Source organism: Streptomyces noursei (assembly GCF_001646665.1).
Lineage (GTDB): Bacteria > Actinomycetota > Actinomycetes > Streptomycetales > Streptomycetaceae > Streptomyces > Streptomyces lavendulocolor.
On sequence record NZ_LWBU01000395.1, the window covers coordinates 95406 to 121872 of the forward strand.

Consider the following 26467-nt stretch of genomic DNA (forward strand, 5'->3'; position numbering starts at 1 on the left):
TTGGGGTGAATGGCGGATGCGTCATAACCCGCCTTGGCTGTAGGGCGTTAATTCCGGTGCGGGCGGGTGCCCGTGAAACTCTCCGGAAGGCAGGAAGCCATGAGGCACACTCGCCGAAATGGTCTGGTCACTCTGATGGCCACGGGCGGCGCACTCGCTCTGGCGGCGGGATACGCGCACGCCGACTCCGAGGCGGCCGGCGCCACGGCCGAATCGCCCGGGCTGATCTCCGGCAACGCCGTGCAGCTGCCGGTGGACGTCCCGGTCAACGTCTGCGGCAACACGGTCAACGTGGTCGGGCTCCTCAACCCCGCGGCCGGCAACACGTGCAAGAACAAGGGCGGCGGCCACCAGCACAAGGACCGTCCGGGCACCTCCCACGGCGGCAACCACGGCAACCACGGTGGCGCCGGCGGCTCGAACGGCGGCGGCGGTGGCGGCGCCTCGGCGGACGGCGCCGCGGTGGGGTCGCCCGGTGTGATCTCCGGCAACGGCATCCAGCTGCCCGTCGACCTGCCGGTCAACGTCAGCGGCAACTCGGTCAGCCTGGTCGGTGCGCTCAACCCGACCTTCGGCAACACCTCCACCAACGGCGGCAGCAAGCCGCCGGCCACGCCGCAGCAGCCCACGAAGCCGCAGAAGCCGGCCGAGCCCGTCACGCCGCCGGAGCCCGACGAGCCCGCCGCGCCGGCCCCGGCACCCGCCCCGGCGGACGAGGCGCCCGCGCCGCAGCCGCAGACCAGTTCGACGTCCCTGGCCGAGACCGGTGCCGGTGCCGGCCTGCTCGGCGCCGGCGTGCCCGCCGCCATGGGCCTCATGCTCGGCGGAGGGTTCCTCTACCGCCGCTTCCGCGCGGCGGCCGACCGCACCTGACCGACCGGCAGCGGGTCACCGCCGCCAGGCGGCCAGCACCGACTCGATGACCGGTGCCACGCGGGTACGCGCCTGGCGGCGGGGGACACCACGCATCAGCAGTGCGTCGTACTCGGTGTCGAGGTGCCGCACCGACGCCCGGACCGCCGCGCCGACGGCACCCTCGTCCAGGGCCCGCCCCGCCGCCGTACGCCCCACCCGGCCGCTCCCGCGCTCCCCGGCGTGCGCCGCGATCCCGGCCGCGCGCTCCGGCGGGCAGCCGGGGAACAGGCGCAGGATCTCGGCGGCCAGCGCGTCCCGGAACCGTACGTCCTCGGTGGCCCGGCGCGCCGCGTCCCGGGCCCGGCGCCGGGCGCGCGCCTCGGCGTCGGCCAGGCACGCCGCCTCCGCCCGCGCGAGGGCGGCCTCCTCCACGAGGATGCCCTGGCGCTCGTACCGGGTGCGGCGCCGGTTGTGGCGTACGACCACCGCCCAGAGGCCGCTCGCCTCCCGGGCCCTGCGGGTGAGAGCCGCGTCCCCGCGCGGCAGGTGGACCAGGTGGCCGAGGTCCGCGCAGTCGAGGCAGAGCGGCTCGTTGAACTCGAGGACCATCCGCGTGAGCGGTCCGCCGCGGCACTCCGCGCAGTGGCGGCGCCTCCGCGGCTCGATCACCACCAGCGGTGCCGGTACCCCCGGGCCCGCCATGTCAGCGCACGCTCGGTGCCGCGGCCCCGAGGGACGCGGCCGGCGCCTCGATGGCCCCCTCCGCACGGCGCTCCCGCCCCACGACGTCCTCCGCCGCGTCCTTCGCGTTGTGCATGCGGTGCGTCACCTCGAAGGCCCTCCTCGCCACTCCTGAAAAATCATTCGATCCAGGCACGCCGGTGCTGATTGGATTCCCCCGTGGCAACGACAAGACTCAATCAGATCATCGCCGTTGAGAAGGGCGTCAAGGCCAAGGCGCAGCAGGACCTGGCCGCGGCGCACCACGGGCTGCAGAAGCCCGCCCTGCTCGCGGGCATCGCCCGTACGTACCAGCCGAAGGACGAGGAAGGGGAGCAGCTGCCGCCCGAGTCCACCCTCGTCCAGGTCAAGGCCGAGGACGTGCTGCGGGACACGGCGAAGACCCTGACGAGGCTGTTCGATGTCACCGCCACCAAGGACTGGGCGAACTGCACCGCCCGTGCGGACGTCGCCGTCGACGGGCGCGTGCTGGTGAGCCAGGCCCCTGTCGCGTATCTCCTCTTCCTGGAGAAGCAGCTGACGGACATAGCCGGTTTCCTCCGCAAGCTGCCGGTGCTCGACGCGGCCGAGTCGTGGAGCCAGGACCCGTCGACCGACGCGTGGAAGACCGAGCCGGTACGGACGGTGCGGACGAAGAAGGTGCCGCGCAACCATGTGAAGGCGGAGGCGACCGACAAGCACCCGGCCCAGGTCGAGGTGTACTACGAGGACATCCCCGTCGGGTACTGGACCACCGTCAAGTTCTCCGGCGCGCTGCCCGCGCGGCGCGTCAACGAGCTGCTGGAGCGCGTGGACAAGCTCCAGCAGGCGGTGAAGTTCGCCCGGGAGGAGGCGAACAGCGCGGAGGTCACCGACCAGCGCGTCGGTGACGCCGTGTTCGGCTACCTCTTCGGGTGACCCGCACGACACACCCATGAACTCCCCGGTCCGCGCACTCGCGGGCCGGGGTGCGCGAGGAGCGCAAAGCTGAAGCTGAAGCTTGTCGTGACGGAGCGGTCTCCGGTAAGGAGCCGCCCTCAGACTCAGACTATTGCTCCAGACTCAGCATTCGCCGCTCATCGCCGGTACGACCGGGCCCGGACCTGGTGCGTCGAAATGCCGGTTCGACTCCGGCCCGCGCAGCTCGATGCGCGGTCGTCCAAAGGCAGGACGCGGCGACATGACGATTGATCCGGGTCGCACGGTGCCGGCGTGTGATGTGAGCGGTATCCACAGGGCCCGGGGGCCGGCTACGCCCCCGGGCCCGCTCCTTTTCCGGGCTACTGGCGGTATCCGCTCAGGAAGCGGCCGATCCGGCTGATCGCCGCGTCGAGGACGTCGGCGTGGGGGAGCGTGAGGATGCGGAAGTGGTCGGGGCGGGGCCAGTTGAAGCCGGTGCCCTGAACGACCTGGATCTTCTCGCGCAGCAGCAGGTCGAGGACGAACTTCTCGTCGTCGTGGATGCGGTGCACCTTCGGGTCGAGGCGCGGGAACGCGTACAGCGCGCCCTTGGGTTTGACGCAGGAGACGCCGGGGATGTCGTTGAGCTTCTCCCACGCCCTGTCGCGCTGCTCATGGAGGCGCCCGCCCGGGGCGGTCAGTTCGCGGATGGACTGGCGGCCGCCGAGGGCGGCCTGGATGGCGTACTGGGCGGGGGCGTTGGGGCACAGGCGCATGGAGGCGAGCATGGTGAGCCCCTCCAGGTAGCTGCGCGCGTGCTGCTTGGGCCCGGTGACGACGAGCCAGCCGGAGCGGAAGCCGGCGACGCGGTAGGTCTTGGACAGGCCGGAGAAGGTGAGGACGACCAGGTCGGGGGCGAGGGAGGCGGCGGTGTGGTGGACGGCGCCGTCGTACAGGATCTGGTCGTAGATCTCGTCGGCGAAGACCATCAGCTGGTGGCGCCGGGCGAGGTCGAGGATGCCCTCGACGATCTCACGCGGATACACCGCGCCCGTGGGGTTGTTGGGGTTGATGATGACGACGGCCCTGGTCCGGTCGGTGATCTTGGCGGCCATGTCGTCGAGGTCCGGGTACCAGTCGGCCGACTCGTCGCACAGGTAGTGGACGGGCCGGCCGCCGGCGAGGGTGGTGACGGCCGTCCACAGGGGGAAGTCGGGCGCGGGGATGAGGACTTCGTCGCCGTCCTCCAGGAGGGCCTGGACGGCCATGGAGACCAGCTCGGAGACCCCGTTGCCGAGGAAGACGTCGTCCACGTCGACGTCGGGCAGGCCGAGGGCCTGGTAGCGCTGGGCGACGGCGCGGCGGGCCGGGAGGACGCCCTTGGAATCGGTGTACCCGTGCGCCCGGGGGAGCATCCGGATCATGTCCTGGACGATCTCCTCGGGCGCCTCGAAGCCGAAGAGCGCGGGGTTGCCGGTATTGAGGCGCAGCACGCTGTGACCCGCCTCCTCCAGCGCGTCGGCCTGCTCGATGACCGGGCCGCGGATCTCGTAGCAGACCTCGCTGAGCTTGCTCGACTGCCGGAACTCCATACGGGCGCCTCCCAGAAGTGGTGTTGCTTGGTTTTACCAAGTGAGAGCTTGGAAAGTCCAACAAGTTGTCTAGACTGCGTCGTATGCCACGTCGACGAAGCTACGACCAGTACTGCGCCGCCGCTCGCGCCCTCGACGCCGTCGGGGACCGCTGGACCCTGCTGATCGTCCGCGAACTGCTCGCCGGTCCGCGCCGCTACACCGATCTGCACGCCGACCTCCCCGGTGTGAGCACCGACATGCTCGCCTCACGCCTGAAGGACATGGAGCGCGACGGCCTGGTGGCCCGCCGCCGGCTCCCGCCGCCCGCCTCCGCGTACGTGTACGAACTCACCGACCGGGGGGCGGGGTTGCTGCCCGTGCTGCGCGCTCTGGCGGCCTGGGGTGCCCCGGCGCTGGAGGCGCCCCGCCCCACCGACGCGGTGCGGGCGCACTGGTTCGCCCTCCCGCTGCTGGACGTCCTGGAGGCGTCGGCGACGGCGCCGGGAGTGGTCGAAGTCCGCCTCGACGAGGGCGTGTTCCACGCGCGCGTGGGCGGGGGTGCCGTGGAGTACGCCGACGGGCCCGCCGCCGGTGCGCCGGACCTGTCCCTGCGGATGGACGCGGCCACCTGCCTGGCCGTGGCGCGGGGCTCCCTGCCGGTCGGGGAGGGTGTCGCGGCCGGCCGCATCGAGGTAGTGGGCGAGGTCGGGGACGCCTTCGCGGCGGTCGTCCCGGGCACCATGAGGGCGTGAAGTTCGAACCGATCACCTGGGAACGCCTGACCGACGCCCTCGCCGCGCACGTGGACGGCCTCACCCCGGCCGACGGCGGGCCGTGGCTCAAGGTGGCCGTCGACGGTCCACCGGCCGCCCGGCCCGAGGAGCCCGCCGAGCGGTTGGCGGAGGCCCTGCTGGTGCGCGGCCGGGCGGTGGCGGCCGTCGGCACGGGCGGGTTCCTGCGGCCCGCGTCACTGCGGTACGAGTACGGCAAGGAGGACCCGGACGCCTACTACAGCGGCTGGTTCGACACCGGCGCCCTGTGGCGGGAGGTCTTGGCGCCGCTGGAACCGGGCGGCAGCGGACGGGTGCTGCCCGACCTGTGGGACCCGGTGACCGACCGGGCGACTCGCAGCCCGTACCGGACGCTGGCCCCGGGCGGGGTCCTCGTGCTGCACGGGCCGTTCCTGCTCGGCCACTGGTTCCCCTTCGACCTGACGGTCCACCTCCGGCTGTCGCCGGGCGCGCTGGCCCGCCGCACGGAGCAGCCGTGGACACTCCCGGCCTTCGAGCGGTACGAGGCCGAGGTCGCCCCCGCCGAAGCCGCCGACGTCGTCGTCCGCGCCGACGACCCCCGCCACCCGGCCTGGACGGGCCTGCCGTAGGGGCCGTGTCCGGCGCAGCCCCGCTCGGCACACGGCCAGGGGCGCCCCGCTTGCGGTGCGCGCTGCCCGGCCGCTCCCGCCGCTTACACCGCCCGGCACACGGCCACGGCCGCCCGCTCCCGGCCCTCCCGCCGCCCCGCTCCCGCCGCCCCCCTCCCGGCCCTCACGCGCGCGACCCTCACGCCGTCCCGCTCCCGCCGCTCACACCGCCCGGCACACGGCCACGGCCGCCCCGCTCCTCACCCGCCCGGCACCGTTACCCGGTCGGCGGACGGCCGCCCAGGGCAGTGACGGCCGTGGCCCCGGCACGGCACCCGGCTTCCGCCGCCGCGACCGGGCCGGCGCCGGACAGGTGGGCCGCCAGGAACGCACCGGTGAAGGCGTCGCCCGCCCCCGTCGAGTCGACCGCCCGGACCACCGGGGCGACGACCCGCGCCACGATCCGCCCCGACTCGGCCACCAGGGCGCCCGCGGCGCCGGTCGTCACCACGACGAGCGGGAAGCGCCCGCTCAGGGCGGCTGCCGCCTCCTCGGGTGCGGCCAGGCCCGTCAGCAGGGCGGCCTCGTCGGCATTGGGCAGGAAAAGGTCCGCGCCCTCGGCCGCGGCGAGGAACGGAGCCGCCCCCAACTCCCGGACGAAGCCCGCCGACGCGGGGTCCACGCTCACCGGAACGCCCCGCTCACGCGCTGTGGCCAGGGCCAGCCGCGCCGTCTCGCGGCTGGTCCCGGCGAAAAAGAGATACCCCGACAGGTGCAGGTGCGTCACGCCGTCCAGCAGCTTTGGCGACCAGTCGCCAGGCGCGAGCCGGAGCGCCGCGCCGCTGTCCGTCAGGAACGTCCGCTCGGCGTTCCCGTCGACCAACGCGACCACCGTCGCGGTCGGCGCACCCGCGTCCCGGACGAGCAGCGGCCGCACTCCCGCCCGCCGCAGCCGCTCCTCGTGCCAGGCGGCCCGGTCGGCACCCACCCGCCCCAGGATCCGCACGTCCGCACAGCCCCCGCGCGCCGCCCAGCACGCCACGTTCGCCCCCGCCCCGCCCGGCAGCGTCCGGATCTCCGCGGCGGTGTCCGTGGCCGGGGCGAGCGGGCCCCGGTACCTGGCCACCACATCGGTGACCACGTCGCCCACGACGAGCAGCGCGCCGCTCACAGCGCGGCGGCGATACGCGCCGCGAGCCGCACGTTGCCGCGCACCGCCGCGAGATTGGCCTCCAGGGACGCCCCGTCGGTGTGCCGCATCAGGTACTCCAGCAGGAACGGCGTCACGGCCTGGCCGGTGATCCCCTGCCGCCGGCACTCGTCCAGCGCCCGCGCGAGCACCCGGTCGTGCAGTTCCGGATCCAGCTGCTCCGCCGCCGGCACCGGGTTGGCGACCACCAGCGCCGCCTCAGGGCCGCCCAGCGCGTCCTGCGCCCGTATCACCGCCGCCACCTCCTGCGGGGAGCGCACGGTCCAGTCGACCGGTTCCCCGGAGGAGGACAGGTAGAAGCCGGGGAAGTGCTCCGTCCCGTAGCCGAGGACGCCCACGCCCAGCGTCTCCAGCCGCTGGAGGGTCGCCGGCACGTCGAGGATGGACTTCACGCCCGCGCACACCACCGCGATCCGGGTCCGCGCCAGGAGCCGGAGGTCGGCCGACTCGTCCTGGGTCTGCGCCCATTCGCGGTGGACCCCGCCCAGCCCGCCGGTCGCGAAGACCCTGATGCCCGCGCGCGCCGCCAGGAACGCGGTCGCGGACACCGTGGTGGCACCGCTCGCCCCGGCCGCCAAGGCGGGCGCCAGGTCGCGGTGCCCCAGTTTGCGCACACCGGGATCGGCCGCGATCCGCTCCACCTGCCCCTTGTCCAGCCCGACCCTCGCGACCCCGTCCAGCACGGCGACCGCGGCCGGGACGGCTCCACTGGCCCGTACGAGGGCCTCCAGTTCCTGCGCCACGGCCAGGTTCCGCGGGCGGGGCAGGCCGTGCGCGATGATCGTCGACTCCAGGGCGACGACGGGCCGTCGGCCCGCCAGCGCCTCCCGTACCTCTTCCGACAGCGTCACAGTGGTCTCCGGCATGTCCCATCCCTGGCGCGGCGCCGGCCCGCGCAAACGTCCGGACGGGATTTCGTCCACGCCGCCGCCCCGCGCCCACCGGCCGTCGCCGCCCCGCGCCCACCGGCCGTCGCCGCCCGGCGTCCACCCGGCCGTCCCCGGACGCCGGACGCCCGGCGTCAGCCGGTCGCTCCGGCCGGCTTCCGCCGGAGGGCCAGGGCGGCCAGCGGAATCAGCAGCAGCGCCCCGACCGCGTTCAGCCAGCCGTAGCCCGCGTGCGCGACGATGAGGCCGGCCCCCACGCCGCCGATGCCCGCCGCCGTGTTCATGGTCAGGTCCGACAGTCCCTGCACCGCGGCCCGCGCGGCCTGGGGCACCGAGTCGGTCAGCAGCGCGGAGCCCGAGACGAGCCCCGCGGACCATCCGAGGCCCAGCACGAACAGTCCCGCCGCGGTCCGGCCGTGACTCGCACCGGCGGTGCCGGCCAGGAACGCGGCGACGGCCAGCAGGGCCACCGCCAGACCGATCACCGACAGCCTGCCCAGCCGGTCCGACAGCCGGCCCATCACGGGGGAGAAGGCGTACATGCCCGCGATGTGGCCGCTGATGACCAGTCCGATCAGCGTGATGTCCGCCCCGTGGTGGCTCAGCGCCACGGGCGTCATCGACATGATCGAGACCATGGCGGTGTGCGAGACCGCCACGGTGACCAGCGCCAGCCTGGCCCTCGGTGACTCCCGCACGGCTCTTACACCGGCCCGCAGTGACCGGCCCTCCGGTCCGGCGGCCTCCTCGGTGCCGTCCGCCAGGGCCCGGGCGGTCAGCAGCGGATCGGGCCGCAGCAGCGCCGCGACCACCACCGCGGACACCAGGAACACCCCGGCCGCCCACAGGAACGGTCCGGCCGCCGCCGGTATCCCGAGCCCCGTCACGCTGCGCCCGGCGGGGGCGGCGATGTTGGGACCGAGCACCGCCCCGATGGTCGTCGCCCACACCACGGTGGAGATGGCCCGTCCGCGCCGCTCGGGTTCCGCCAGGTCCGCGGCCGCGAACCGGGCCTGCAGGTTGGCCGAGGACCCGGCCCCGAAGCCCGCCATGCCCGCCAGCAGCAGTGGGAAGTTCCCCAGGACCGCGGCCAGCACCACCACACCCGCGCCCGCCGCCCCGATCAGATACGCCAGGACCAGCCCGGGCCGCCGCCCCCGCGCGGCCATCAGCGCGGCCAGCGGCACCGACAGCAGTGCGGTCCCGGCGACCATGGCGGTCGGGGCCAGCCCGGACAGCGCCTCCGTGCCGCTGACCTCCTGCGCCAGTACGGAGGCGAGCGCGATCCCGGTCGCGACCCCCAGGCCGCCCAGGATCTGGCCGGCGATGAGGACGGCCGAGATGCGGCGCCGCAGCGCGGGCAGGTCGGCGGCCAGGACGGAGGCGGGGGAAGCGGCCGTGGAGCCGGCACCTGAGGGGACCGTCCGCACCGGCCCGGAAGGCTCGGGTATGTCGGAATCCGTAGTCACCGCAGCAGTTTGCCACCCCTTACACGTTCAGAACAGGGGCTGCGGCAGCACCCCCTCCAGTGCCAGCAGCCGGCGTTTCGTCTCCAGTCCTCCGCCGAACCCGCCGATCCCCCCGTCACTCTCCACCACCCGGTGGCACGGCACCACCACCGGCAGCGGGTTGGCGCCCATCGCCGCGCCCACCGCCTGACCCGCGCCGGGCTGCCCCACCCGGTCGGCCAGCTCCCCGTACCCGACGACCGATCCGTACGGCACGCCCGTCGCCAGCTCGCGCAGCACCTGCCGGTTGAACCCGGCCGTCAGCGACCAGTCCAGCCGCAGCCGGAACTCGCGCAGCGCACCCGCGAAGTACGCGTCCAGCATGCGTATCGGCTCGGCCAGCCGCCCCGTCGAGCACTCCACCAGCTCCGCGCCGAGCTGGGCCCCCAGTCGCTTCGACATCCGGTCGCGCACCGCGTCGTCGGCGTGGAAGGACACGCTCACCAGCCCCTCGCCCGTCGCGGCGAGCATGAGCGGTCCGATGTCGCTGCCGACGACGGCCCACTCCACGAACTGCCCGTTGCTGTCCATGCCGACCACCGTACGACCGGCCACTGACAACGCCGCCGAGTCCCAGCCCGCCCGGTCCCGCCCGCCCGGCCTGCCTCTGCCCGCTCGCTCGGCGGGCGCCGACCCGCTCGGCGGGCGTCGGCCGGCAGCCGGCGTGCGACCCGCCGGCGAGGCCCCCGGGGCGGACCCGCCCGCGATGGCCGGCGAAGGCCCCGGCCCGTGACGGCCGGCCGGGCTCCGTGTGGGCGGTGGATGGCCGGAATGTGAAGGTCGGGCGCACGGCGGCGCATCCCGGTCCTTTCTGTCGACAAATCGACCTGTGAATGTTTGCTCCACCGCCGATGCGCCATAGCCTCGCTCCCGTACCAGCGGGTACACATGGCACCACCGGCGCCGCGGCACGCGCGCGAGGCTTCCGGACGGCGGGCACCAGGAGTGAAGGGCGTACGGGATGCAGGGCACGGTCGACGGCTTCAGCTACGGCTTCGTCACACCCTTGGCCGCCTTCCTCATGGCGTGCCTGGGCGGTGCCCTTGGCCTGCGCTGCACCACCAGGTCGCTGCGGAAACACGGCCTTCCCCGCCTCGGCTGGCTCGCGCTCGGCGCCACCGCCATCGGCTCGGGCATCTGGACCATGCACTTCATCGCGATGCTCGGCTTCACCGTCCGGGAGACGCCCATCGGCTACGACCCGGCCATCACCTTCGCCAGCCTCGCCGTGGCGATCGTCATGGTCGGCATCGGGATCTTCATCGTCGGGTACCGGGGCGCCACCGCGATGGCACTCGTCACCGGCGGCACGATCACCGGCCTCGGCATCGCCACGATGCACTACCTCGGCATGGCCGGAATGCGCCTGCCCGGCACGCTCCAGTACGACACGCCGACCGTCGCCCTCTCCGTCGTGATCGCGGTGGTGGCGGCGACCTCCGCCCTGTGGGCCGCCGTCTCCGTCCACGGATTCCTGCCGAGCCTCGGCGGCAGCGTCGCCATGGGCACCGCGGTCACCGGCATGCACTACACGGGCATGGCCGCCGTCAGCGTCCACCTGCACGGCGCCGCCGCGGCGGGCACCGGCGACACGGCGAGCTCACTGCTCGTCCCGATGCTGATAGGTCCGGCGGTGTTCCTGCTGCTCGCCGGGCTGATGGTCATGCTCGACCCGCTGCTGGTCACGGGGGACGGCGACCGGCGGGGCCCCGCCCCCGCGGCGTACGGCACCGGGGCCCCCGCATCCTGGCGAGGCCGGTCCTACGACGACCCGGGCACGCGCCCGTCGGTCCGCGGGCCCCGGCGCCGCGAGCGCACCGGCGGCCGCTGACCGCCTGCGGCACCCCCGCCGGCACCCCACCGGCGCCCCGCCACCGCTGCCCACCGTCCCGCTCGGCCTCCCGACTGTCAGTGCCGGGTCGTACGGTGGATCCATGCGGCCCGTTTCCAAGATCGAACGCTCGGTGGCGCCCTTCGAGGTCGTCAGCCCCTACCAGCCCAGCGGTGACCAGCCGACGGCCATCGCCGACCTGGCCCGGCGCGTCAACGCGGGGGAGAAGGACGTCGTCCTGCTCGGCGCGACCGGCACCGGCAAGTCGGCGACGACCGCCTGGATGATCGAGCAGCTCCAGCGCCCCACGCTCGTGATGGCGCCGAACAAGACGCTGGCCGCCCAGCTGGCCAACGAGTTCCGCGAGCTCCTGCCGAACAACGCCGTCGAGTACTTCGTCTCGTACTACGACTACTACCAGCCCGAGGCGTACGTCCCCCAGTCGGACACCTACATCGAGAAGGACTCCTCGATCAACGAGGAGGTCGAGCGGCTCCGGCACTCCGCCACGAACTCGCTGCTGACCCGCCGCGACGTCGTCGTGGTGGCCTCCGTCTCCTGCATCTACGGCCTCGGCACGCCCCAGGAGTACGTCGACCGGATGGTCCCCCTCAAGGTCGGCGAGGAGATCGACCGGGACCAGCTCCTGCGCCGGTTCGTCGACATCCAGTACACCCGCAACGACCTGGCCTTCACCCGCGGCACCTTCCGCGTGCGCGGCGACACCATCGAGATCTTCCCGGTGTACGAGGAGCTCGCCGTCCGGATCGAGATGTTCGGCGACGAGATCGAGGCGCTGTCCACCCTCCACCCGCTCACCGGCGAGGTCATCAGCGACGACCGGGAGCTCTACGTCTTCCCGGCCAGCCACTACGTGGCGGGACCGGAGCGCATGGAGAAGGCGATCAACGGCATCGAGCGGGAGCTGGAGGAGCGCCTGGCCGAGCTGGAGAAGCAGGGCAAGCTGCTGGAGGCCCAGCGGCTGCGGATGCGCACCACGTACGACATCGAGATGATGCGCCAGATCGGCTCCTGCTCCGGCATCGAGAACTACTCGATGCACTTCGACGACCGCGAGCCGGGCTCCCCGCCCAACACCCTCCTCGACTACTTCCCCGAGGACTTCCTGCTCGTCATCGACGAGTCCCACGTCACCGTGCCGCAGATCGGCGCCATGTACGAGGGTGACGCCTCCCGCAAGCGCACCCTCGTCGACCACGGCTTCCGGCTGCCGTCCGCGCTGGACAACCGGCCGCTGAAGTGGGAGGAGTTCCAGGAGCGCATCGGCCAGACCGTGTACCTGTCGGCGACGCCGGGGCAGTACGAGCTGTCCCGCTCCGACGGCTTCGTCGAGCAGATCATCCGCCCCACCGGCCTCGTCGACCCCGAGGTCGTCGTCAAGCCCACCGAGGGCCAGATCGACGACCTGGTGCACGAGATCCGGCTGCGCACCGAGCGCGACGAGCGGGTGCTCGTCACCACCCTCACCAAGAAGATGGCCGAGGACCTCACCGACTACTTCCTGGAGCTGGGCATCCAGGTCCGCTACCTGCACAGCGACGTCGACACGCTCCGCCGGATCGAGCTGCTGCGCGAGCTGCGGGCCGGCGAGTACGACGTCCTGGTCGGCATCAACCTGCTCCGCGAGGGCCTCGACCTCCCCGAGGTCTCGCTCGTGGCCATCCTCGACGCGGACAAGCAGGGATTCCTGCGCTCCGGCACGTCGCTGATCCAGACCATCGGCCGCGCGGCGCGCAACGTCTCCGGCCAGGTCCACATGTACGCCGACACCATCACCCCGGCCATGGCGCAGGCCATCGACGAGACCAACCGCCGCCGCGAGAAGCAGGTCGCGTACAACACGGCCCACGGCATCGACCCGCAGCCGCTGCGGAAGAAGATCAACGACATCGTCGCGACCATCGCGCGCGAGGAGGTCGACACCGAGCAGCTGCTCGGCACCGGCTACCGCCAGTCCAAGGACGGCAAGGGGGCCAAGGCGCCCGTGCCGTCGCTCGGCAAGGCGCAGGGCGGCGCCCGGGCCGGCAAGGCGGGCGGGAAGGCGGCCGGGAAGGGCGCGCTGGTCAGCGACCGCCCGGCGGCCGAACTGGCCGGGATCATCGAGGAGATGACGGAGCGCATGCGGGCGGCCGCCGCCGAGCTGCAGTTCGAGGTGGCCGCACGGTTGCGTGACGAGGTCGGCGAGTTGAAGAAGGAACTGCGGCAGATGAAGGAGGCGGGCATCGCCTGACGCCGGGCGGCCGCTGTGTTGCAACACCGCCACAAAAGCGGACCTTGCCTGCTGCCGCCCCGCGGCCGCTGCGTAGGGTGCTGGCAACCGCACTCTTCAGATGGTCGCGGGGGTATGCAACGGAAGGGGACAGCGCGTGACGGTCAACATGACCAAGGGCCAGGCCATCAGCCTGCAGAAGAGCGACGGGGGGACTCTCACCGCGGTGCGGATGGGGCTCGGCTGGCAGGCGGCGCCGCGTCGCGGTCTGTTCGGCTCGCGCACCCGGGAGGTCGACCTGGACGCCTCGGCGGTGCTCTTCGCCGAGAAGCAGCCCGTCGACGTGGTGTTCTTCCGCCACCTCGTCAGCGACGACGGCTCCGTCCGTCACACCGGTGACAACCTGGTGGGCGGCGCGGGGCAGGGCGGCGACGACGAGGCGATCCTCGTCGACCTGCAGCGGGTCCCCGTCCACATCGACCAGATCGTCTTCACGGTGAACTCCTTCACCGGGCAGACGTTCCAGGAGGTGCAGAACGCCTTCTGCCGCATCGTCGACGAGACGAACGGCCAGGAGCTCGCGCGCTACACCCTGGACGGCGGCGGCCAGTACACCGCGCAGATCATGGCCAAGGTGCACCGGGCCGGCTCCGGCTGGCAGATGACGGCTCTGGGCAACCCGGCCAACGGCCGTACGTTCCAGGACCTCATGCCGTCGATCCTGCCGCACCTGTAGGCGAGGCACACCACCCGCACACCCGCAGCTCCCGGAGGCAAGGCCGCCGGGAGCTGCGGTTCACACCGAGGCACCGGGGCACCGCGGTTCCGGGACGCCGCAGCATCGAGGGGACACAGGCATGACGGCCGAGCTGGTCCGGGGGCAGAACCATCCCTTGCCCCACACCCGTCTGGAGATCCGGGTGTCGGCCGGCGCACCGGTGATCGCCGGAGCCACGCTCGCCGACGAGACCGGCAGGGTGACGGGCCCCGAGTGGGTGGCGCACCCCGGCTCGCCCGCCCTCCCCGGCCTCGAGGTCTCCCGCCAGGCCGCCGCGGACCACCGGCTCGCCGTGGACCTCGGGGCGCTGCCCGAGGCGGCGCACCGGGTGACGCTGCTCCTCGCCCTGCCCGGCACACCCGGCGGCCCCGCACGGTTCGGCGCGGTCGCCGCGCCCTTCGCCGCCGTCACCGCGCTCGACGGCACCGAGGTCGCCAGCTACACGATCACGGGACTGGACACCGAGTCGGCCGTCGTCGCCCTGGAGCTGTACCGCCGGCAGGGCGCCTGGAAGGTCCGCGCCGTCGGCCAGGGGTACGCGGGCGGGCTCGCCGCCATGCTCGCGGACCAGGGCCTCGACCGGGCCGCCGAGCTCGCGGCCGCCATCCACGAGGCCGTCGCCCACGGGATGGACCGGTCGGTCGCCGCCCCGCCGCCGCGCACCGCCGAGGGGGACCGCGCCCGGCACGGCGCCGCCCTCTCCGCGTCCGGCGTACCCGCCGACACCGCGCCCGCGGGACCGGCCGCCGGCCCTCTCACGGGCGCCGCCGCCGGCCCCGCCGGCCCCGCCGACACCACCGCCACCGGAGCGGCGGCCGCGCCCCCGCCCGGCGGGCCGGTGGCGGGCGGGCCGATCAGCTACGCCCACCCGGGCCGGGCGGCCGCCGCCCCGCCGCCCGCCGCGGCCGGCCGGCCGCAGGCGGACCCCGGCCCCCATGGTGAACCCGGCCGGCCCGCCACGCCGGTCGCCGGTGACGCCAGCGGCTGGTCCATGGACGAGCGCCTCTACAACCAGGTGTGGGGCATGTTCGAGGACCTGGCCCGCACCACCGCCGCGTACCGCAGCGCCGTCGACTTCGCCGAGTCGCGGATGGACCAGGAGCTCGACCGTGTGCTGTCCGATCCGCGCAGCCGGATCGGCTCCGCCGGGGACGCCGCCCGGGCCGAGGCCCGCGCCAAGTGCGACGATCTGACCGCCCGGGCACGGGAGGCGCTCGACCGGGACCTCGCGCAGCTCACCGCGGAGTCCGAGGTCGTCGAGCCGGCCCTCCCCGTCGCGTACGCCGGCTGGGACAACCCGGTGTGGCACGGCTACCGCGTCCCCCGCGAGGCCCCGATGGCGCTGCGGCTGGGCGACCTCCACCTGCCCGAGAGCCCCGAGCTGCGCATCCCGATGCTGATGCGGCTCCCGCTGGAGCGCGGCCTGTGGATCGACAGCGGCCGCGCCGGCTCGGAAGCGGCCATCGTGATGGACGACGCCGAGCTGCGCCGGCTGGCCGTGGACACGGCGGTCCTGCACGCGGCACGGCTCCTCGCCGTGCACCCGGCCGGGCAGTACACCGTCCACGTCATCGACCCGGCGGGAGCGGCGGCCGCCTCCTTCGCCCCGCTGACCGCCTCCGGGGTCCTCGCGGCCCCTCCGGCGTCCGGCGCACACGGGGTGGCGTCCGTCCTGTCCCATCTCACCCAGCGCGTGGAGCTGGTGCGGATGGCCGTCGGCGGCGGCGCCACCGACGCGCTTCCGCCCGACCTGGACACCGCCGACCAGCTGCTGATCGTCAACGACTTCCCGCACGGCTTCGACGACCGGGCCGTCACCCAGTTGCGGTACCTGGCCGACGAGGGCCCGGCGGTCGGTGTGCACCTGCTGCTCGTCGCCGACCGGGAGGACGCCGCTGCGTACGGGCCGGTGCTCGACCCGCTCTGGCGGTCGCTGCTGCGCCTGACGCCCGTCCCCGACGACCACCTGGCCGACCCGTGGGTGGGCCACGCGTGGACGTACGAGCCGCCCCGGCTGCCGGCGGGCAGCGGCGTCCTGCGGCAGGTCCTCTCCCAGGTGGTCGAGGCCCGGACCAACTGGCGGCGCTGACCTGCGCACTTGGGTCGCCTTTTACTTTCCCCTTTACCTTTCTTTGGTCTTTACGGTAACGTTCTTGGTGCGGAGGGGAGTACTCCCGTGCGCGGCGTACCCGTCAATACGGACGGTCGGACGTAGGACCGTCCCGGGGCGCCGGCCCGTGGTGCGACCGGCGACCGATGCCGGCCGGCCCGGGTGGAAGAGACCTCCGGCAGCGACGACGCTGATCAGTAGCCGTACGACGCCGGAGGCGCAATGGACGTTTCAATGGGTCTGTGGGTGGCGACCATTCTTGGTCTCTCCGCCCTGATCGCGGTCGACTTCTTCATCGGGCGCAAGCCCCATGACGTGTCGATCAAGGAAGCCGGAATCTGGACGGTCGTCTGGATCGTCCTCGCCGCGATGTTCGGCCTCGGCCTGTTGCTCTTCGGTGAGACGCAGGCGTCCGGCGAGTTCTTCGCCGGCTTCATCACCGAGAAGTCGCTCAGTGTCGACAACCTGTTCGTCTTCGTCCTGATCATGGCGAAGTTCGCCGTGCCGAGCCACCTCCAGCAGCGCGTGCTGCTGATCGGTGTGCTGATCGCCCTCGTGCTCCGCGCGATATTCATCGCCGCCGGTGCCGCGATCATCGCCAGCTTCTCCTGGGTCTTCTACATCTTCGGCGCGTTCCTGATCTACACCGCCTGGAAGCTGATCCAGGAGGCGCGCGCGGACGAGCCGGAGGAGGAGTTCGAGGAGAACCGCCTCCTGAAGTCCATCGAGAACCGCTTCGGCGTCGCCGACAGGTACCACGGCACCAAGCTCTTCATCCGCAGCAACGGCAAGCGCATCCTGACCCCGCTGATGGTGGTCATGCTGGCCATCGGCACCACGGACGTCCTGTTCGCGCTGGACTCGATCCCCGCGATCTTCGGCCTGACGCAGGACCCGTACATCGTGTTCACCGCCAACGCCTTCGCCCTGATGGGTCTGCGACAGCTGTACTTCCTCATCGGCGGCCTGCTGAAGAAGCTGGTCCACCTGAGCTACGGCCTGTCGGTCATCCTCGGCTTCATCGGCGTCAAGCTGGTGCTGCACGCCCTGCACGAGTCCGGGGTGCACGTGCCCGAGATCTCCATCCCGGTCTCGCTCGCGGTGATCTGCGGCGTCCTGATCATCACCACGATCACCAGCCTGATCGCCTCCAAGAAGCAGGCGGAGCGCGAGGCCGCCGCGGCGGCCGAGGCGGGCGACGGGATCGAGAAGTCCCCGAAGGACAGCGTCGGGGCCTGACGGCCCGACGGCCCTGCGGCCCACCGCTCCGGCGTGACACGCCGGAGCGCGGCACCGGCCGGGGCGGCCCGCATTGCGGTCCGCCCCGGCCGGTGTTTGCTTTGACGGGAGCGCCCCGACCCCCGGGGCACGGCCCACGCGGAGAGCCGCATGAAGTTCGCGCAGATCATCGACTTCGAGACGGAACGCATCGACGACATGGAAGCGCTCATGGAGGAGCGGCGGGCCGCCACGGCGGGCGGGGCCGGCGGGCCGTCCCGGCGCGTCCTCCTGCGCGACCGGGACAACTCCAACCGCTACCTCGTGATCGTCCACTTCGACTCGTACGAGGAGGCCATGCGCAACAGCGAGGACCCCGCGACCACGGAGATGGCCCGGCGGATCGCAGCCCTCTGCACCCGCCCGCCCTCCTTCACCGACTGCGACCTGATGGCCGAGGACGAGCTGCGCTGACGCCGGCGGCTCACCGGGCGGCCGCCGGTTCGAGGGCGGGATCGGCCACCGGCCGGGGCAGCGTCTCCGGCAGCAGGGCGAAGCAGCCGAGGCTCAGCAGGGCGATCGCCGTCAGGTACGCGGCAACCCCCCACGGCGGCCCCGAGCCGCCCGCCGACGCCGTCGCCACCATCGGGGTCAGCGCGCCGCCCACCACCCCCGCCAGGTTGTAGCCGACGGCCGCGCCGGTGCAGCGCACCCGGGGCTCGTACAGCTCCGGCAGGTACGCGGCCACCACCGCGAACATCGTGATGAACGCCAGCAGCGCCCCCGTGAACCCCAGGAACATCAGCAGGGGCCGTCCGGTGTGCAGCAGGGCCACCATCGGGAACATCCACAGGGCGGCGGCCGCGCACCCGGCCAGGCACATCGGCCGCCGTCCGACGCGGTCGCCCAGCATCGCCGCGAACGGCGTCATCACGCCCTTGACCGCCACCGCCGCCATGATGCAGACGAGCATCACCGTGCGGCTCACCCCGAGCCGCTCGGTGCCGTACGCGAGCGCCCAGGTGGACACCGCGTAGAAGATCGCGTACCCGACCGCCAGGGCGCCGGCGGTCAGCAGCACCAGCCGCCAGTGGCCGCGCGCCACCTCCACCAGCGGGGCGCTCGCCCGCCTGCCGCTCTCGGCCAGCTCCCGGAACTGCGGCGTCTCCGTCAGCGAGCTGCGCAGCAGCAGCCCGCCGGCCGCCAGGAGCCCCGCCCCCCAGAACGGCACGCGCCACCCCCACTCCCGGAACTGGGCGTCGCTGAGCCCCGCCGACAGCCCGAGCATCACCCCGTTCGCCAGCAGGAACCCGACCGCGGGGCCGACCTGCGGGAAGCTCGCCCACAGCGCGCGCCGCCGCACGGGCGCGTGCTCCACCGTCAGCAGCACCGCCCCGCCCCACTCGCCGCCGAGGCCGAGCCCCTGGAGGAACCGCAGGACCAGGAGCAGCACCGGAGCGGTGACGCCGAGCGTCGCGTACGACGGGACGCACCCCACGGCGACGGTCGCCGCACCGGTCAGGACCAGGGACGCGAACATGACCGGCCGCCGCCCGTACCGGTCGCCGACGTGCCCGAAGAGGACGGAACCCAGCGGGCGGGCGACGAAGCCGACCGCGAAGGTGCCGAAGGCCGCCAGGGTCCCGGCGACCGGCGAGAAGGTCGGGAAGAACAGGGGCCCCAGGACCAGCGCGGCGGCGGTCCCGTAGACGAAGAAGTCGTAGAACTCGATGGCCGTGCCGGCGAGGGAGGCGGCGGCGAGCCGCACCATGGACGGCGTGCGGGCAGGCGTGGGGGAGGGGGACGTACCGGGAGGACAACTCTGGTGCATGTCGCGCCAACTACCCGCGGCGCCCCCGGGTTACGGGGGCGCGGGGGAGGTGTGCGGAGCGACTACCAGCCGCGTTCGCGCCACTCCGGGAGCTTCGGGCGCTCCTCGCCCAGCGTGGTGTCCTTGCCGTGGCCGGGGTAGATCCAGGTCTCGTCCGGCAGCGCGTCGAACAGCTTGGTCTCGACGTCGAGGAGCAGGCCGGCGAAGGCGTCGGGGTCCTGGCGGGTGTTGCCGACGCCGCCGGGGAAGAGGCAGTCGCCGGTGAACACGTGCGGATGACCGTGCGGGTCGTCGTAGACGAGCACGATGGAGCCGGGCGTGTGCCCGACCATCCTGCGGGCGGTCAGCTCCACCCGGCCGACCCGGAGGACGTCCCCGTCCTCGACGGGGACGTCCGTCGTGACGTCGATGCCCTCGGCGTCGTACGCCCCGGCGTACGTCCGGGCGCCGGTCGCCGACACGACCTCGGCCAGCGCGTCCCAGTGGTCGCGGTGGCGGTGGGTGGTGACGACGGAGGCGATGCCGTCGTCACCGATCAGCCGGAGCAGCGTCGCGGGCTCGCTCGCCGCGTCGATCAGCAGCTGCTCGCCGGTGGCCCGGCAGCGCAGCAGGTACGCGTTGTTGTCCATCGGCCCGACCGCGACCTTGGAGATCATCAGGTCCGTCAGCTCGTGCACATCGGCGGGCCCGCCCACCCTCACCGCTCCGCTGTACGTCATGGCCCCAGCCTATAGCGGGGGCAGAACGGGAAGGGTGCCGCCGGTGACCTCCAGGGCCGCGCCGTCGCGGCGGCCCGCGAGCCAGCCGAGGAGGTCGGCCGCCGGGCCCGAGACGGTCACTCCGGGACCCTCGCCGCCTCCCGTGCGCCACTCCTCGCCGGCCGCGAGCAGACGGGTCGGGGGCACGGTCGGGGTGCCGGCGAAGCGGTCGGCGAGGAACGCGATCTCCCGGCGGGTGAACTCCTGCGGAAGGTCCTCCAGCTCGTAGCCGATGCCCAGGTCGACGTGGTGCAGCTCCACCTCGACCAGGCGGCGGAAGGGCACCCGGGCGGCCCGGTCGGTGACCCCGTTGCGCAGCTCCACCCGGCGGTCCCAGTCGGCCGGCGCCTCGCCCTCCGCCCCGAAGCGGGCGGCGCTGTCGCGCACGTCGTCGAGCTGGGCGGCGAGCGGGCGGGGGGCGTCGCGCTCGATGTCGGCGTCGCGCGCCTCGGCGCTGACGTACATCGGGCGGCCCCGGAGAACATTTACGAGGGCGTCGGCGTTACGTGAGAGGTGGGCCAGTACGTGGCCGCGGGTCCACCCCGGCAGCCGGGACGGCGCGGCCACGGCGGCGTCGTCGAGTTTCGCGGCAGCGCTGAGCAGCCGGTCGGTCGCCTCACGTACAGAGGCCAGGTCATGCGCGTGGTCGATCATGGTGCTGACCCTAGCGCTGCCACACGATCGGGTGAAGGTGGCTGAGCGCGTCCGGAAATCGAATGCGCGTGCTATACGCTCGGTAGAGGCATCCTTGAAAGCCAGACATCCATTTGGCGGCCCCCCGTAGGCTTGAACAGCTGGGACGGGGGCTGTGCCCCCGCTTCTCTCAAGAAAGGTGCGGACCGGCGTGGCCGACCGTCTCATCGTCCGTGGCGCGCGCGAGCACAATCTGAAGAACGTCTCGCTCGACCTCCCGCGCGACTCCCTCATCGTCTTCACCGGGCTCTCCGGGTCGGGCAAGTCCTCCCTCGCGTTCGACACGATCTTCGCCGAGGGGCAGCGCCGGTACGTCGAGTCGCTCTCCTCCTACGCCCGGCAGTTCCTCGGCCAGATGGACAAGCCGGACGTCGACTTCATCGAGGGCCTCTCGCCGGCCGTCTCGATCGACCAGAAGTCGACCTCGCGCAACCCGCGCTCCACGGTCGGCACCATCACCGAGGTCTACGACTACCTCCGGCTGCTCTTCGCCCGCATCGGGAAGCCGCACTGCCCCGAGTGCCGCAGGCCCATCTCCCGGCAGTCGCCCCAGGCCATCGTCGACAAGGTGCTGGAGCTGCCCGAGGGCAGCCGCTTCCAGGTCCTGTCGCCGCTGGTGCGCGAGCGCAAGGGCGAGTTCGTCGACCTGTTCGCCGACCTCCAGACCAAGGGCTACAGCCGGGCGCGGGTGGACGGGAAGACGATCCAGCTCACCGAGCCGCCCACGCTGAAGAAGCAGGAGAAGCACACCATCGAGGTGGTCGTCGACCGCCTCACGGTCAAGGAGAGCGCCAAGCGCCGCCTGACCGACTCCGTGGAGACCGCGCTCGGTCTGTCCGGCGGGATGGTCGTGCTCGACTTCGTCGACCTCCCCGAGGACGACCCCGAGCGCGAGCGGATGTACTCCGAGCACCTGTACTGCCCGTACGACGACCTGTCCTTCGAGGAGCTGGAGCCCCGGTCCTTCTCCTTCAACTCGCCCTTCGGCGCCTGCCCCGACTGCACCGGCATCGGCACGCGCATGGAGGTCGACCCCGAGCTGGTCGTCCCCGACGAGGAGCGGTCCCTCGACGAGGGGGCGATCCACCCCTGGTCGCACGGCCACACCAAGGAGTACTTCGGGCGGCTGATCGGCGGCCTCTCCCAGGCCCTCGGCTTCCGCACCGACATCCCCTGGGCAGGGCTGCCGGCCCGCGCCCGGAAGGCGCTGCTGTACGGGCACCGGACCCAGGTCGAGGTCCGTTACCGCAACCGGTACGGCAGGGAGCGGGCGTACACCACGCCCGCCTTCGAGGGCGCCGTCTCCTTCGTCAAGCGGCGCCACAGCGAGGCCGAGAGCGACTCCAGCAGGGAGCGCTTCGAGGGCTACATGCGCGAGGTGCCCTGCCCCACCTGTGAGGGCACCCGCCTCAAGCCGATCGTCCTCGCGGTCACGGTCATGGAGAAGTCCATCGCCGAGGTCTCCGCGATGTCGATCAGCGAGTGCGCCGACTTCCTCGGCGAGCTCAAGCTGAACGCCCGCGACAAGAAGATCGCCGAGCGGGTGCTCAAGGAGGTCAACGAGCGGCTGCGCTTCCTGGTCGACGTCGGCCTGGACTACCTGTCGCTCAACCGCGCGGCCGGCACCCTCTCCGGCGGCGAGGCCCAGCGCATCCGGCTCGCCACCCAGATCGGCTCCGGGCTGGTCGGCGTGCTGTACGTGCTGGACGAGCCGTCCATCGGCCTCCACCAGCGCGACAACCACCGGCTGATCGAGACCCTGGTGCGGCTGCGGGACATGGGCAACACGCTCATCGTGGTCGAGCACGACGAGGACACCATCAAGGTGGCCGACTGGGTCGTCGACATCGGCCCCGGCGCCGGCGAGCACGGCGGCAAGGTCGTCCACTCCGGGCCCCTGAAGCAGCTGCTGGCGAACAAGGACTCCATGACCGGCCAGTACCTGGCGGGCAAGCGGTCCATCCCGACCCCCGACGTCCGCCGCCCGGTGGACCCGGCCCGGCGCCTGACCGTGCACGGCGCCCGGGAGAACAACCTGCGGGACATCGACGTGTCGTTCCCGCTGGGCGTCCTGACGGCGGTCACCGGAGTCTCGGGCTCCGGCAAGTCGACGCTGGTCAACGACATCCTGTACACCCACCTGGCACGCGAGCTGAACGGTGCCAAGTCCGTGCCCGGGCGGCACACGCGCGTGGACGGCGACGACCTGGTCGACAAGGTCGTCCACGTCGACCAGTCGCCCATCGGCCGGACGCCGCGGTCCAACCCGGCGACGTACACCGGCGTCTTCGACCACGTCCGGAAGCTGTTCGCCGAGACGATGGAGGCGAAGGTCCGGGGTTACCTGCCCGGCCGGTTCTCCTTCAACGTGAAGGGCGGCCGGTGCGAGAACTGCGCCGGTGACGGCACCATCAAGATCGAGATGAACTTCCTGCCGGACGTGTACGTCCCGTGCGAGGTCTGCCACGGCGCGCGCTACAACCGGGAGACCCTGGACGTCCACTACAAGGGCAAGTCCATCGCCGAGGTGCTGGACATGCCGATCGAGGAGGCCCTGGACTTCTTCGAGGCCGTCCCGACGATCGCCCGCCACCTGCGCACCCTCACCGAGGTCGGCCTCGGGTACGTCCGGCTCGGCCAGCCCGCGCCGACCCTCTCCGGTGGCGAGGCCCAGCGTGTGAAGCTGGCGTCCGAGCTCCAGAAGCGGTCGACGGGGCGCACGGTCTATGTGCTGGACGAGCCGACCACCGGTCTGCACTTCGAGGACATCTCCAAGCTGATCACGGTGCTGTCCAACCTGGTGGACAAGGGCAACTCGGTGATCGTCATCGAGCACAACCTGGACGTCATCAAGACGGCCGACTGGGTCGTGGACATGGGCCCCGAGGGCGGCAGCGGCGGTGGCCTGGTCGTCGCCGAGGGCACGCCCGAGCAGGTCGCGTCCGTCCCGGCCAGCCACACCGGCAAGTTCCTCCGCGACATCCTCGGCGCCGATCGCATCAGCGACGCCGCCCCGGCGGTCCCGGCGGCACGGAAGCGGACGGCCAAGAAGACGGTCGCGGCGGCGGACGGCATGGCCCGCAAGACGGCCACGGCCAAGACGACCAAGCCGAAGAAGCGGACGGCCCGGTCCAGCACGGCCTGACCCCCGGAGCGGGGCCCACGCGACGCGTGCGCCCCGCGCCCGGCAGCCGCCCGGGGCCGGGCGGCAGCACGGCCGGCGCGGGGGAGACCTGCCCCAGCCAGGGGCGGTGGCCATGCCCCACGGGGCGCCCTGTCACCGGCTGGGCAACGCCCCGGCCCGGCTCCGGCGGCCGGCCGTCACTCCAGTTCGGCCGCGTACGGCGGCTCGGCGCCCGGCCGGGAGCAGGTGACCGCCGCCGCGCGCGCCGCGAAGGTCAGCAGATCCGCCCACTCGTCGGCGTCCAGCGCGGCGGGCGACCGGGAGCCCAGACCGTGCAGCAGTGCCGCGTTCACCGTGTCGCCCGCCCCGATGGTGTCGGCGACCGAGACCGGGACGGCGGGCACCGAGACGGTCAGTTCGCCCGTGAACACCGTCAGCCCCTCCGAGCCCCGCGTCAGCACCACCGCGGACGGCCCCGCCGCCAGCCACTCGGCGGGCGAACCGCCCAGCCACCCCGCGTCCTCCTCGGACAGCTTCAGCAGCGACACGTACGGCAGCCGGCCCAGGAACCGCTCCCGGTGGGCGTCCGCGTCGGGGATCAGGCCGGGCCGGACGTTCGGGTCCAGCAGGGTGAGGACCCCGCGCCCCGCCTCCCTGCGCAGCAGCGCGTCGTACGCCCCTGCGCCGGGCTCCAGGACCAGGGAGCAGGTACCGAAGGCGATGGCCCGCACGGCGTCCGGGAGTGGCCCGGGCAGCTCGAAGAGCCGGTCGGCCGTGCCCTCGGCGTAGAACGAGTACCCCGCGGAGCCGTCCGCGCCGACCGATGCCACCGCCAGGGTCGTCGGCTCCGGACCCCGCTGGACGAGGCCGGTCGTGACGCCCGCCGCCCGCAGCCCGTCCAGCAGCACCTCGCCGAACGCGTCCGTCGACACCCGGGAGCAGAAGGCGGCCTCAGCACCGAGCCGGCCCAGGGCGACCGCCGTGTTGTAGGGGCCGCCGCCCCGCCGCGGCACCAGGGCCGACAGCGGTCCGGCCCCTTCGGGGACCAGGTCGATCAGGGACTCTCCGGCGGCGACGATCACGGGGCAGAACGTAGCCCATCGGGTCCGCCGCACGACAGCCCGAACCCCCGCGACGGGCCTCCGATCTACCCCGGTATCGTCGGTTCCGTCACCGACACCCACCAGCCCACCGTGGAGCCCCCATGCCCGGCCAGCCGCCCGCCCGCCGTACCGTGCTGAAAGGCGCCGCCCTCGCCGGGGCCGCAGGGGTCGGCGCGGCCGCCTGCTCCACCGAGTCCAAGCTGGGCCACGCGAAGACGCCCACCCCCACCGCGCCGGTGGACCTCGGCGCGGCGGACGCCGTCCCGGTCGGCGGCGCCAAGCTCTTCCGCGAGCAGCGCCTGGTGGTGAGCTGTCCCGCCAAGGGCCAGTACAAGGCGTTCAGCGCCCAGTGCACCCACGCCGGCTGCGTCTTCGACAAGGTGGAGGGCACCGAGGGCAACTGCCCCTGCCACGGCAGCCGCTTCGACGTCACCACCGGGAAGGCCCTGCGGGGCCCGGCCACCGCGCCCCTCCCCGAGGTCCCGGTGAAGGTGACCGACGGGAAGCTGGTCGCCGGCCCCGACGCCTGACGGCGGAGGAACCCGGGCGCGACGCCCCGCACGCCCTCGCACGCGCCGGACGCCCCTGCGCGACGCACCCGCCGCACGCGCCGGACGCCCGGGCCGCGGCGGGTCACCGGCTCACTGCCAGTCCCAGTCGATCCCCAGGATCCCCGGCCGGACCCCCTGCTCCACGAAGTGGACCGTACGGTGCCGCCCGCTCAGCGTCAGGTCGCTGCGGGCGCCGCGCGGCGCGCCCGCCGCCGACTGCGCGAAGCGCCGGCACCGTACCGGCAGGGCGTCCTCGTGGAACCGCACCTGAAGGACGTACTGCCCGCCCGCGAAGCTGAAACCGCGCACGTACTCGCCGCTCACCCCGCCCGTACCGTCCTCGAAGCCGTACCCGAAGAGGTACGTGTCACCGGCCCGCAGCCGTGTGTCGAACAGCAGCTCCGCGACCACCACCCCGGTGTCCCCGTGCCGCCGCACCCGCCCCGTACGGCAGTTCTCGCCCGCCCGCACCACCACCCGCTCCGGGTCGCAGCCGGGGTCGCCGTGGTGGATGGCGAGATAGCGGTCGACGCCGTCCCGGTGGGCCCGCACCACCTGCTGCGACGTCCGGCCGACCAGCTCCCGCCCGGCGCCGATCCGTACCCGCTCCTGGTGCCCCACCGTGTGCAGCCCGCCGTCCGCGGGCGCCTCCAGCTCCGCGATCAGCCGCTCCACCGCTCCGGAGACCTCCAGCAGCGAGCGGTAGGAGCGGCCCGCGGGCCGGCCGCCGGGCCCGGGCCCCGTCCCGTCCCCGGCCGGATCGCCGAGCAGCCGGATCAGCGACTCGCCGGGCAGCCGCAGCAGCTCCTCCAGCGCCCGTACCGCCTTCAGCGACTCGGGCCGCTGGGGACGCCGGGCGCCCTGCTGCCAGTAGCAGAGGCTGGTCACCCCGACCCTGATCCCGCGGTGCGCGAGATGGTGCTGCACCCGCTGCAACGGCAGTCCGCGCACCTCCAGCGCCGCGCGCAGCGCCAGGTGGAAGGGGCCCGTCTGAAGGAACTGCGCCAGATCGGTCTCGGTGTGTCCCATGGGAGTCCTCGGTGAACGTTCACGGCGGGGCGGTGCGACTCCGGGCGGCGGTGACGGGCGGGCAGGTGGGGGCGGGGATCCGTTCACTCGTCAACCAGTGGCGTTCACAGCGCGGTGTCATCCCGCATTGAAGCGTGTTGACCTGCCCCCGACAACGATCGATGCTCGCCTCAGCGTCCGGACGCGATCCTCCCTCC

The 26467-nt window shown here is 73.2% G+C and carries 23 protein-coding genes; 12 read left to right on the forward strand and 11 right to left on the reverse strand.

From position 1 onward, the window contains the following. The first annotated feature begins 135 nt into the window (after positions 1-135). Complete coding sequence (locus A4V12_RS39860) at positions 136-873, forward strand: chaplin (RefSeq protein ID WP_434974784.1); 738 nt, start codon at positions 136-138, stop codon at positions 871-873. A 15-nt stretch (positions 874-888) separates the two neighbouring features. Here the strand turns inward: A4V12_RS39860 and A4V12_RS32370 are convergent, their stop codons facing one another. Further along, positions 889-1557, reverse strand: coding sequence for a DUF2293 domain-containing protein (locus A4V12_RS32370; RefSeq protein WP_064073057.1), 669 nt, complete (start codon positions 1555-1557; stop codon positions 889-891). Positions 1558-1755: 198 nt separating this feature from the next. On the opposite strand from A4V12_RS32370, the gene A4V12_RS32375 reads away from it, so the two are divergent. Next, a complete protein-coding gene (locus A4V12_RS32375; RefSeq protein ID WP_064073058.1) occupies positions 1756-2493 on the forward strand; it encodes a hypothetical protein in 738 nt (245 codons plus the stop codon). 362 nt (positions 2494-2855) lie between these two features. Here A4V12_RS32375 and A4V12_RS32380 read toward each other — a convergent pair whose 3' ends face one another. Then, positions 2856-4067: a pyridoxal phosphate-dependent aminotransferase gene (locus A4V12_RS32380; protein ID WP_064073059.1), complete on the reverse strand. Its 1212-nt coding sequence runs from the start codon at positions 4065-4067 to the stop codon at positions 2856-2858. A gap of 83 nt (positions 4068-4150) precedes the next feature. Between A4V12_RS32380 and A4V12_RS32385 the strand changes: the two genes are divergently transcribed. Together A4V12_RS32385 and A4V12_RS32390 are read left to right on the forward strand one after the other, a co-directional pair. Further along, positions 4151-4801 carry a winged helix-turn-helix transcriptional regulator gene (locus tag A4V12_RS32385; RefSeq protein ID WP_064073060.1) on the forward strand — a complete coding sequence of 217 codons (651 nt, stop codon included), beginning with the start codon at positions 4151-4153 and terminating at the stop codon, positions 4799-4801. Beyond that, a complete protein-coding gene (locus tag A4V12_RS32390) occupies positions 4798-5430 on the forward strand; it encodes a hypothetical protein (protein WP_064073061.1) in 633 nt (210 codons plus the stop codon). Before A4V12_RS32385 ends, A4V12_RS32390 begins: the two co-directional genes overlap by 4 nt. Before the next feature lie 256 nt (positions 5431-5686). On the opposite strand, the gene A4V12_RS32395 is transcribed toward A4V12_RS32390, so the two are convergent. The 4 genes from A4V12_RS32395 to A4V12_RS32410 form a co-directional block, all read right to left on the reverse strand. Continuing rightward, positions 5687-6580, reverse strand: a complete 894-nt coding sequence (locus A4V12_RS32395) for a carbohydrate kinase family protein (RefSeq protein WP_064073062.1) — start codon at positions 6578-6580, stop codon at positions 5687-5689. Beyond that, the gene (locus A4V12_RS32400) at positions 6577-7485 is read right to left on the reverse strand and encodes a pseudouridine-5'-phosphate glycosidase (RefSeq protein ID WP_064073063.1); all 909 of its coding nucleotides are present in this window, start codon (positions 7483-7485) and stop codon (positions 6577-6579) included. The genes A4V12_RS32395 and A4V12_RS32400 overlap by 4 nt, the downstream gene beginning before the upstream one ends. 155 nt (positions 7486-7640) lie before the next feature. After that, on the reverse strand, positions 7641-8882 hold the full coding sequence (locus A4V12_RS32405; RefSeq protein ID WP_107415567.1) for an MFS transporter: 1242 nt from the start codon (positions 8880-8882) through the stop codon (positions 7641-7643). A gap of 120 nt (positions 8883-9002) precedes the next feature. Continuing rightward, positions 9003-9545 carry a methylated-DNA--[protein]-cysteine S-methyltransferase gene (locus A4V12_RS32410; RefSeq protein ID WP_064073065.1) on the reverse strand — a complete coding sequence of 181 codons (543 nt, stop codon included), beginning with the start codon at positions 9543-9545 and terminating at the stop codon, positions 9003-9005. 430 nt (positions 9546-9975) lie between these two features. Between A4V12_RS32410 and A4V12_RS32415 the strand changes: the two genes are divergently transcribed. From A4V12_RS32415 to A4V12_RS32440, 6 genes are all read left to right on the forward strand, one after another. Continuing rightward, positions 9976-10845, forward strand: a complete 870-nt coding sequence (locus A4V12_RS32415; RefSeq protein ID WP_064073066.1) for an MHYT domain-containing protein — start codon at positions 9976-9978, stop codon at positions 10843-10845. A gap of 103 nt (positions 10846-10948) precedes the next feature. Further along, positions 10949-13096 carry an excinuclease ABC subunit UvrB gene (gene uvrB / locus A4V12_RS32420; RefSeq protein ID WP_064073067.1) on the forward strand — a complete coding sequence of 716 codons (2148 nt, stop codon included), beginning with the start codon at positions 10949-10951 and terminating at the stop codon, positions 13094-13096. 136 nt (positions 13097-13232) lie between these two features. Continuing rightward, positions 13233-13811, forward strand: coding sequence for a TerD family protein (locus A4V12_RS32425; protein WP_064073068.1), 579 nt, complete (start codon positions 13233-13235; stop codon positions 13809-13811). A gap of 121 nt (positions 13812-13932) precedes the next feature. Continuing rightward, positions 13933-15942 carry a TerD family protein gene (locus A4V12_RS32430; RefSeq protein ID WP_064073069.1) on the forward strand — a complete coding sequence of 670 codons (2010 nt, stop codon included), beginning with the start codon at positions 13933-13935 and terminating at the stop codon, positions 15940-15942. Between the two features lie 243 nt (positions 15943-16185). Beyond that, entirely contained in the window at positions 16186-17202 is a 1017-nt protein-coding gene (locus tag A4V12_RS32435) for a TerC family protein (protein ID WP_064073070.1), read from the forward strand. Between the two features lie 150 nt (positions 17203-17352). Continuing rightward, positions 17353-17655 carry a hypothetical protein gene (locus tag A4V12_RS32440; protein ID WP_064073071.1) on the forward strand — a complete coding sequence of 101 codons (303 nt, stop codon included), beginning with the start codon at positions 17353-17355 and terminating at the stop codon, positions 17653-17655. Positions 17656-17665: 10 nt separating this feature from the next. Here the strand turns inward: A4V12_RS32440 and A4V12_RS32445 are convergent, their stop codons facing one another. The 3 genes from A4V12_RS32445 to A4V12_RS32455 all read right to left on the reverse strand — a co-directional run bounded on the left by A4V12_RS32445 (position 17666) and on the right by A4V12_RS32455 (position 20424). Beyond that, positions 17666-18952, reverse strand: a complete 1287-nt coding sequence (locus tag A4V12_RS32445; protein WP_064073072.1) for an MFS transporter — start codon at positions 18950-18952, stop codon at positions 17666-17668. A 122-nt stretch (positions 18953-19074) separates the two neighbouring features. After that, positions 19075-19731 (reverse strand): MBL fold metallo-hydrolase, encoded by a 657-nt coding sequence (locus A4V12_RS32450; RefSeq protein ID WP_064073073.1) that lies wholly within the window; start codon positions 19729-19731, stop codon positions 19075-19077. A gap of 9 nt (positions 19732-19740) precedes the next feature. Continuing rightward, a complete protein-coding gene (locus A4V12_RS32455) occupies positions 19741-20424 on the reverse strand; it encodes a maleylpyruvate isomerase family mycothiol-dependent enzyme (RefSeq protein WP_064073074.1) in 684 nt (227 codons plus the stop codon). 190 nt (positions 20425-20614) lie between these two features. Here A4V12_RS32455 and uvrA point away from each other — a divergent pair, with 190 nt between their 5' ends. Beyond that, entirely contained in the window at positions 20615-23608 is a 2994-nt protein-coding gene (uvrA, locus tag A4V12_RS32460; protein ID WP_064073075.1) for an excinuclease ABC subunit UvrA, read from the forward strand. 176 nt (positions 23609-23784) lie between these two features. Here uvrA and A4V12_RS32465 read toward each other — a convergent pair whose 3' ends face one another. Then, positions 23785-24669 carry a carbohydrate kinase family protein gene (locus A4V12_RS32465; protein WP_064073076.1) on the reverse strand — a complete coding sequence of 295 codons (885 nt, stop codon included), beginning with the start codon at positions 24667-24669 and terminating at the stop codon, positions 23785-23787. 122 nt (positions 24670-24791) lie between these two features. Here A4V12_RS32465 and A4V12_RS32470 point away from each other — a divergent pair, with 122 nt between their 5' ends. Continuing rightward, entirely contained in the window at positions 24792-25220 is a 429-nt protein-coding gene (locus A4V12_RS32470; RefSeq protein WP_064073077.1) for a Rieske (2Fe-2S) protein, read from the forward strand. A 111-nt stretch (positions 25221-25331) separates the two neighbouring features. Here A4V12_RS32470 and A4V12_RS32475 read toward each other — a convergent pair whose 3' ends face one another. After that, positions 25332-26270: a hypothetical protein gene (locus tag A4V12_RS32475; protein ID WP_064073078.1), complete on the reverse strand. Its 939-nt coding sequence runs from the start codon at positions 26268-26270 to the stop codon at positions 25332-25334. Between the last annotated feature and the right edge of the window lie 197 nt (positions 26271-26467).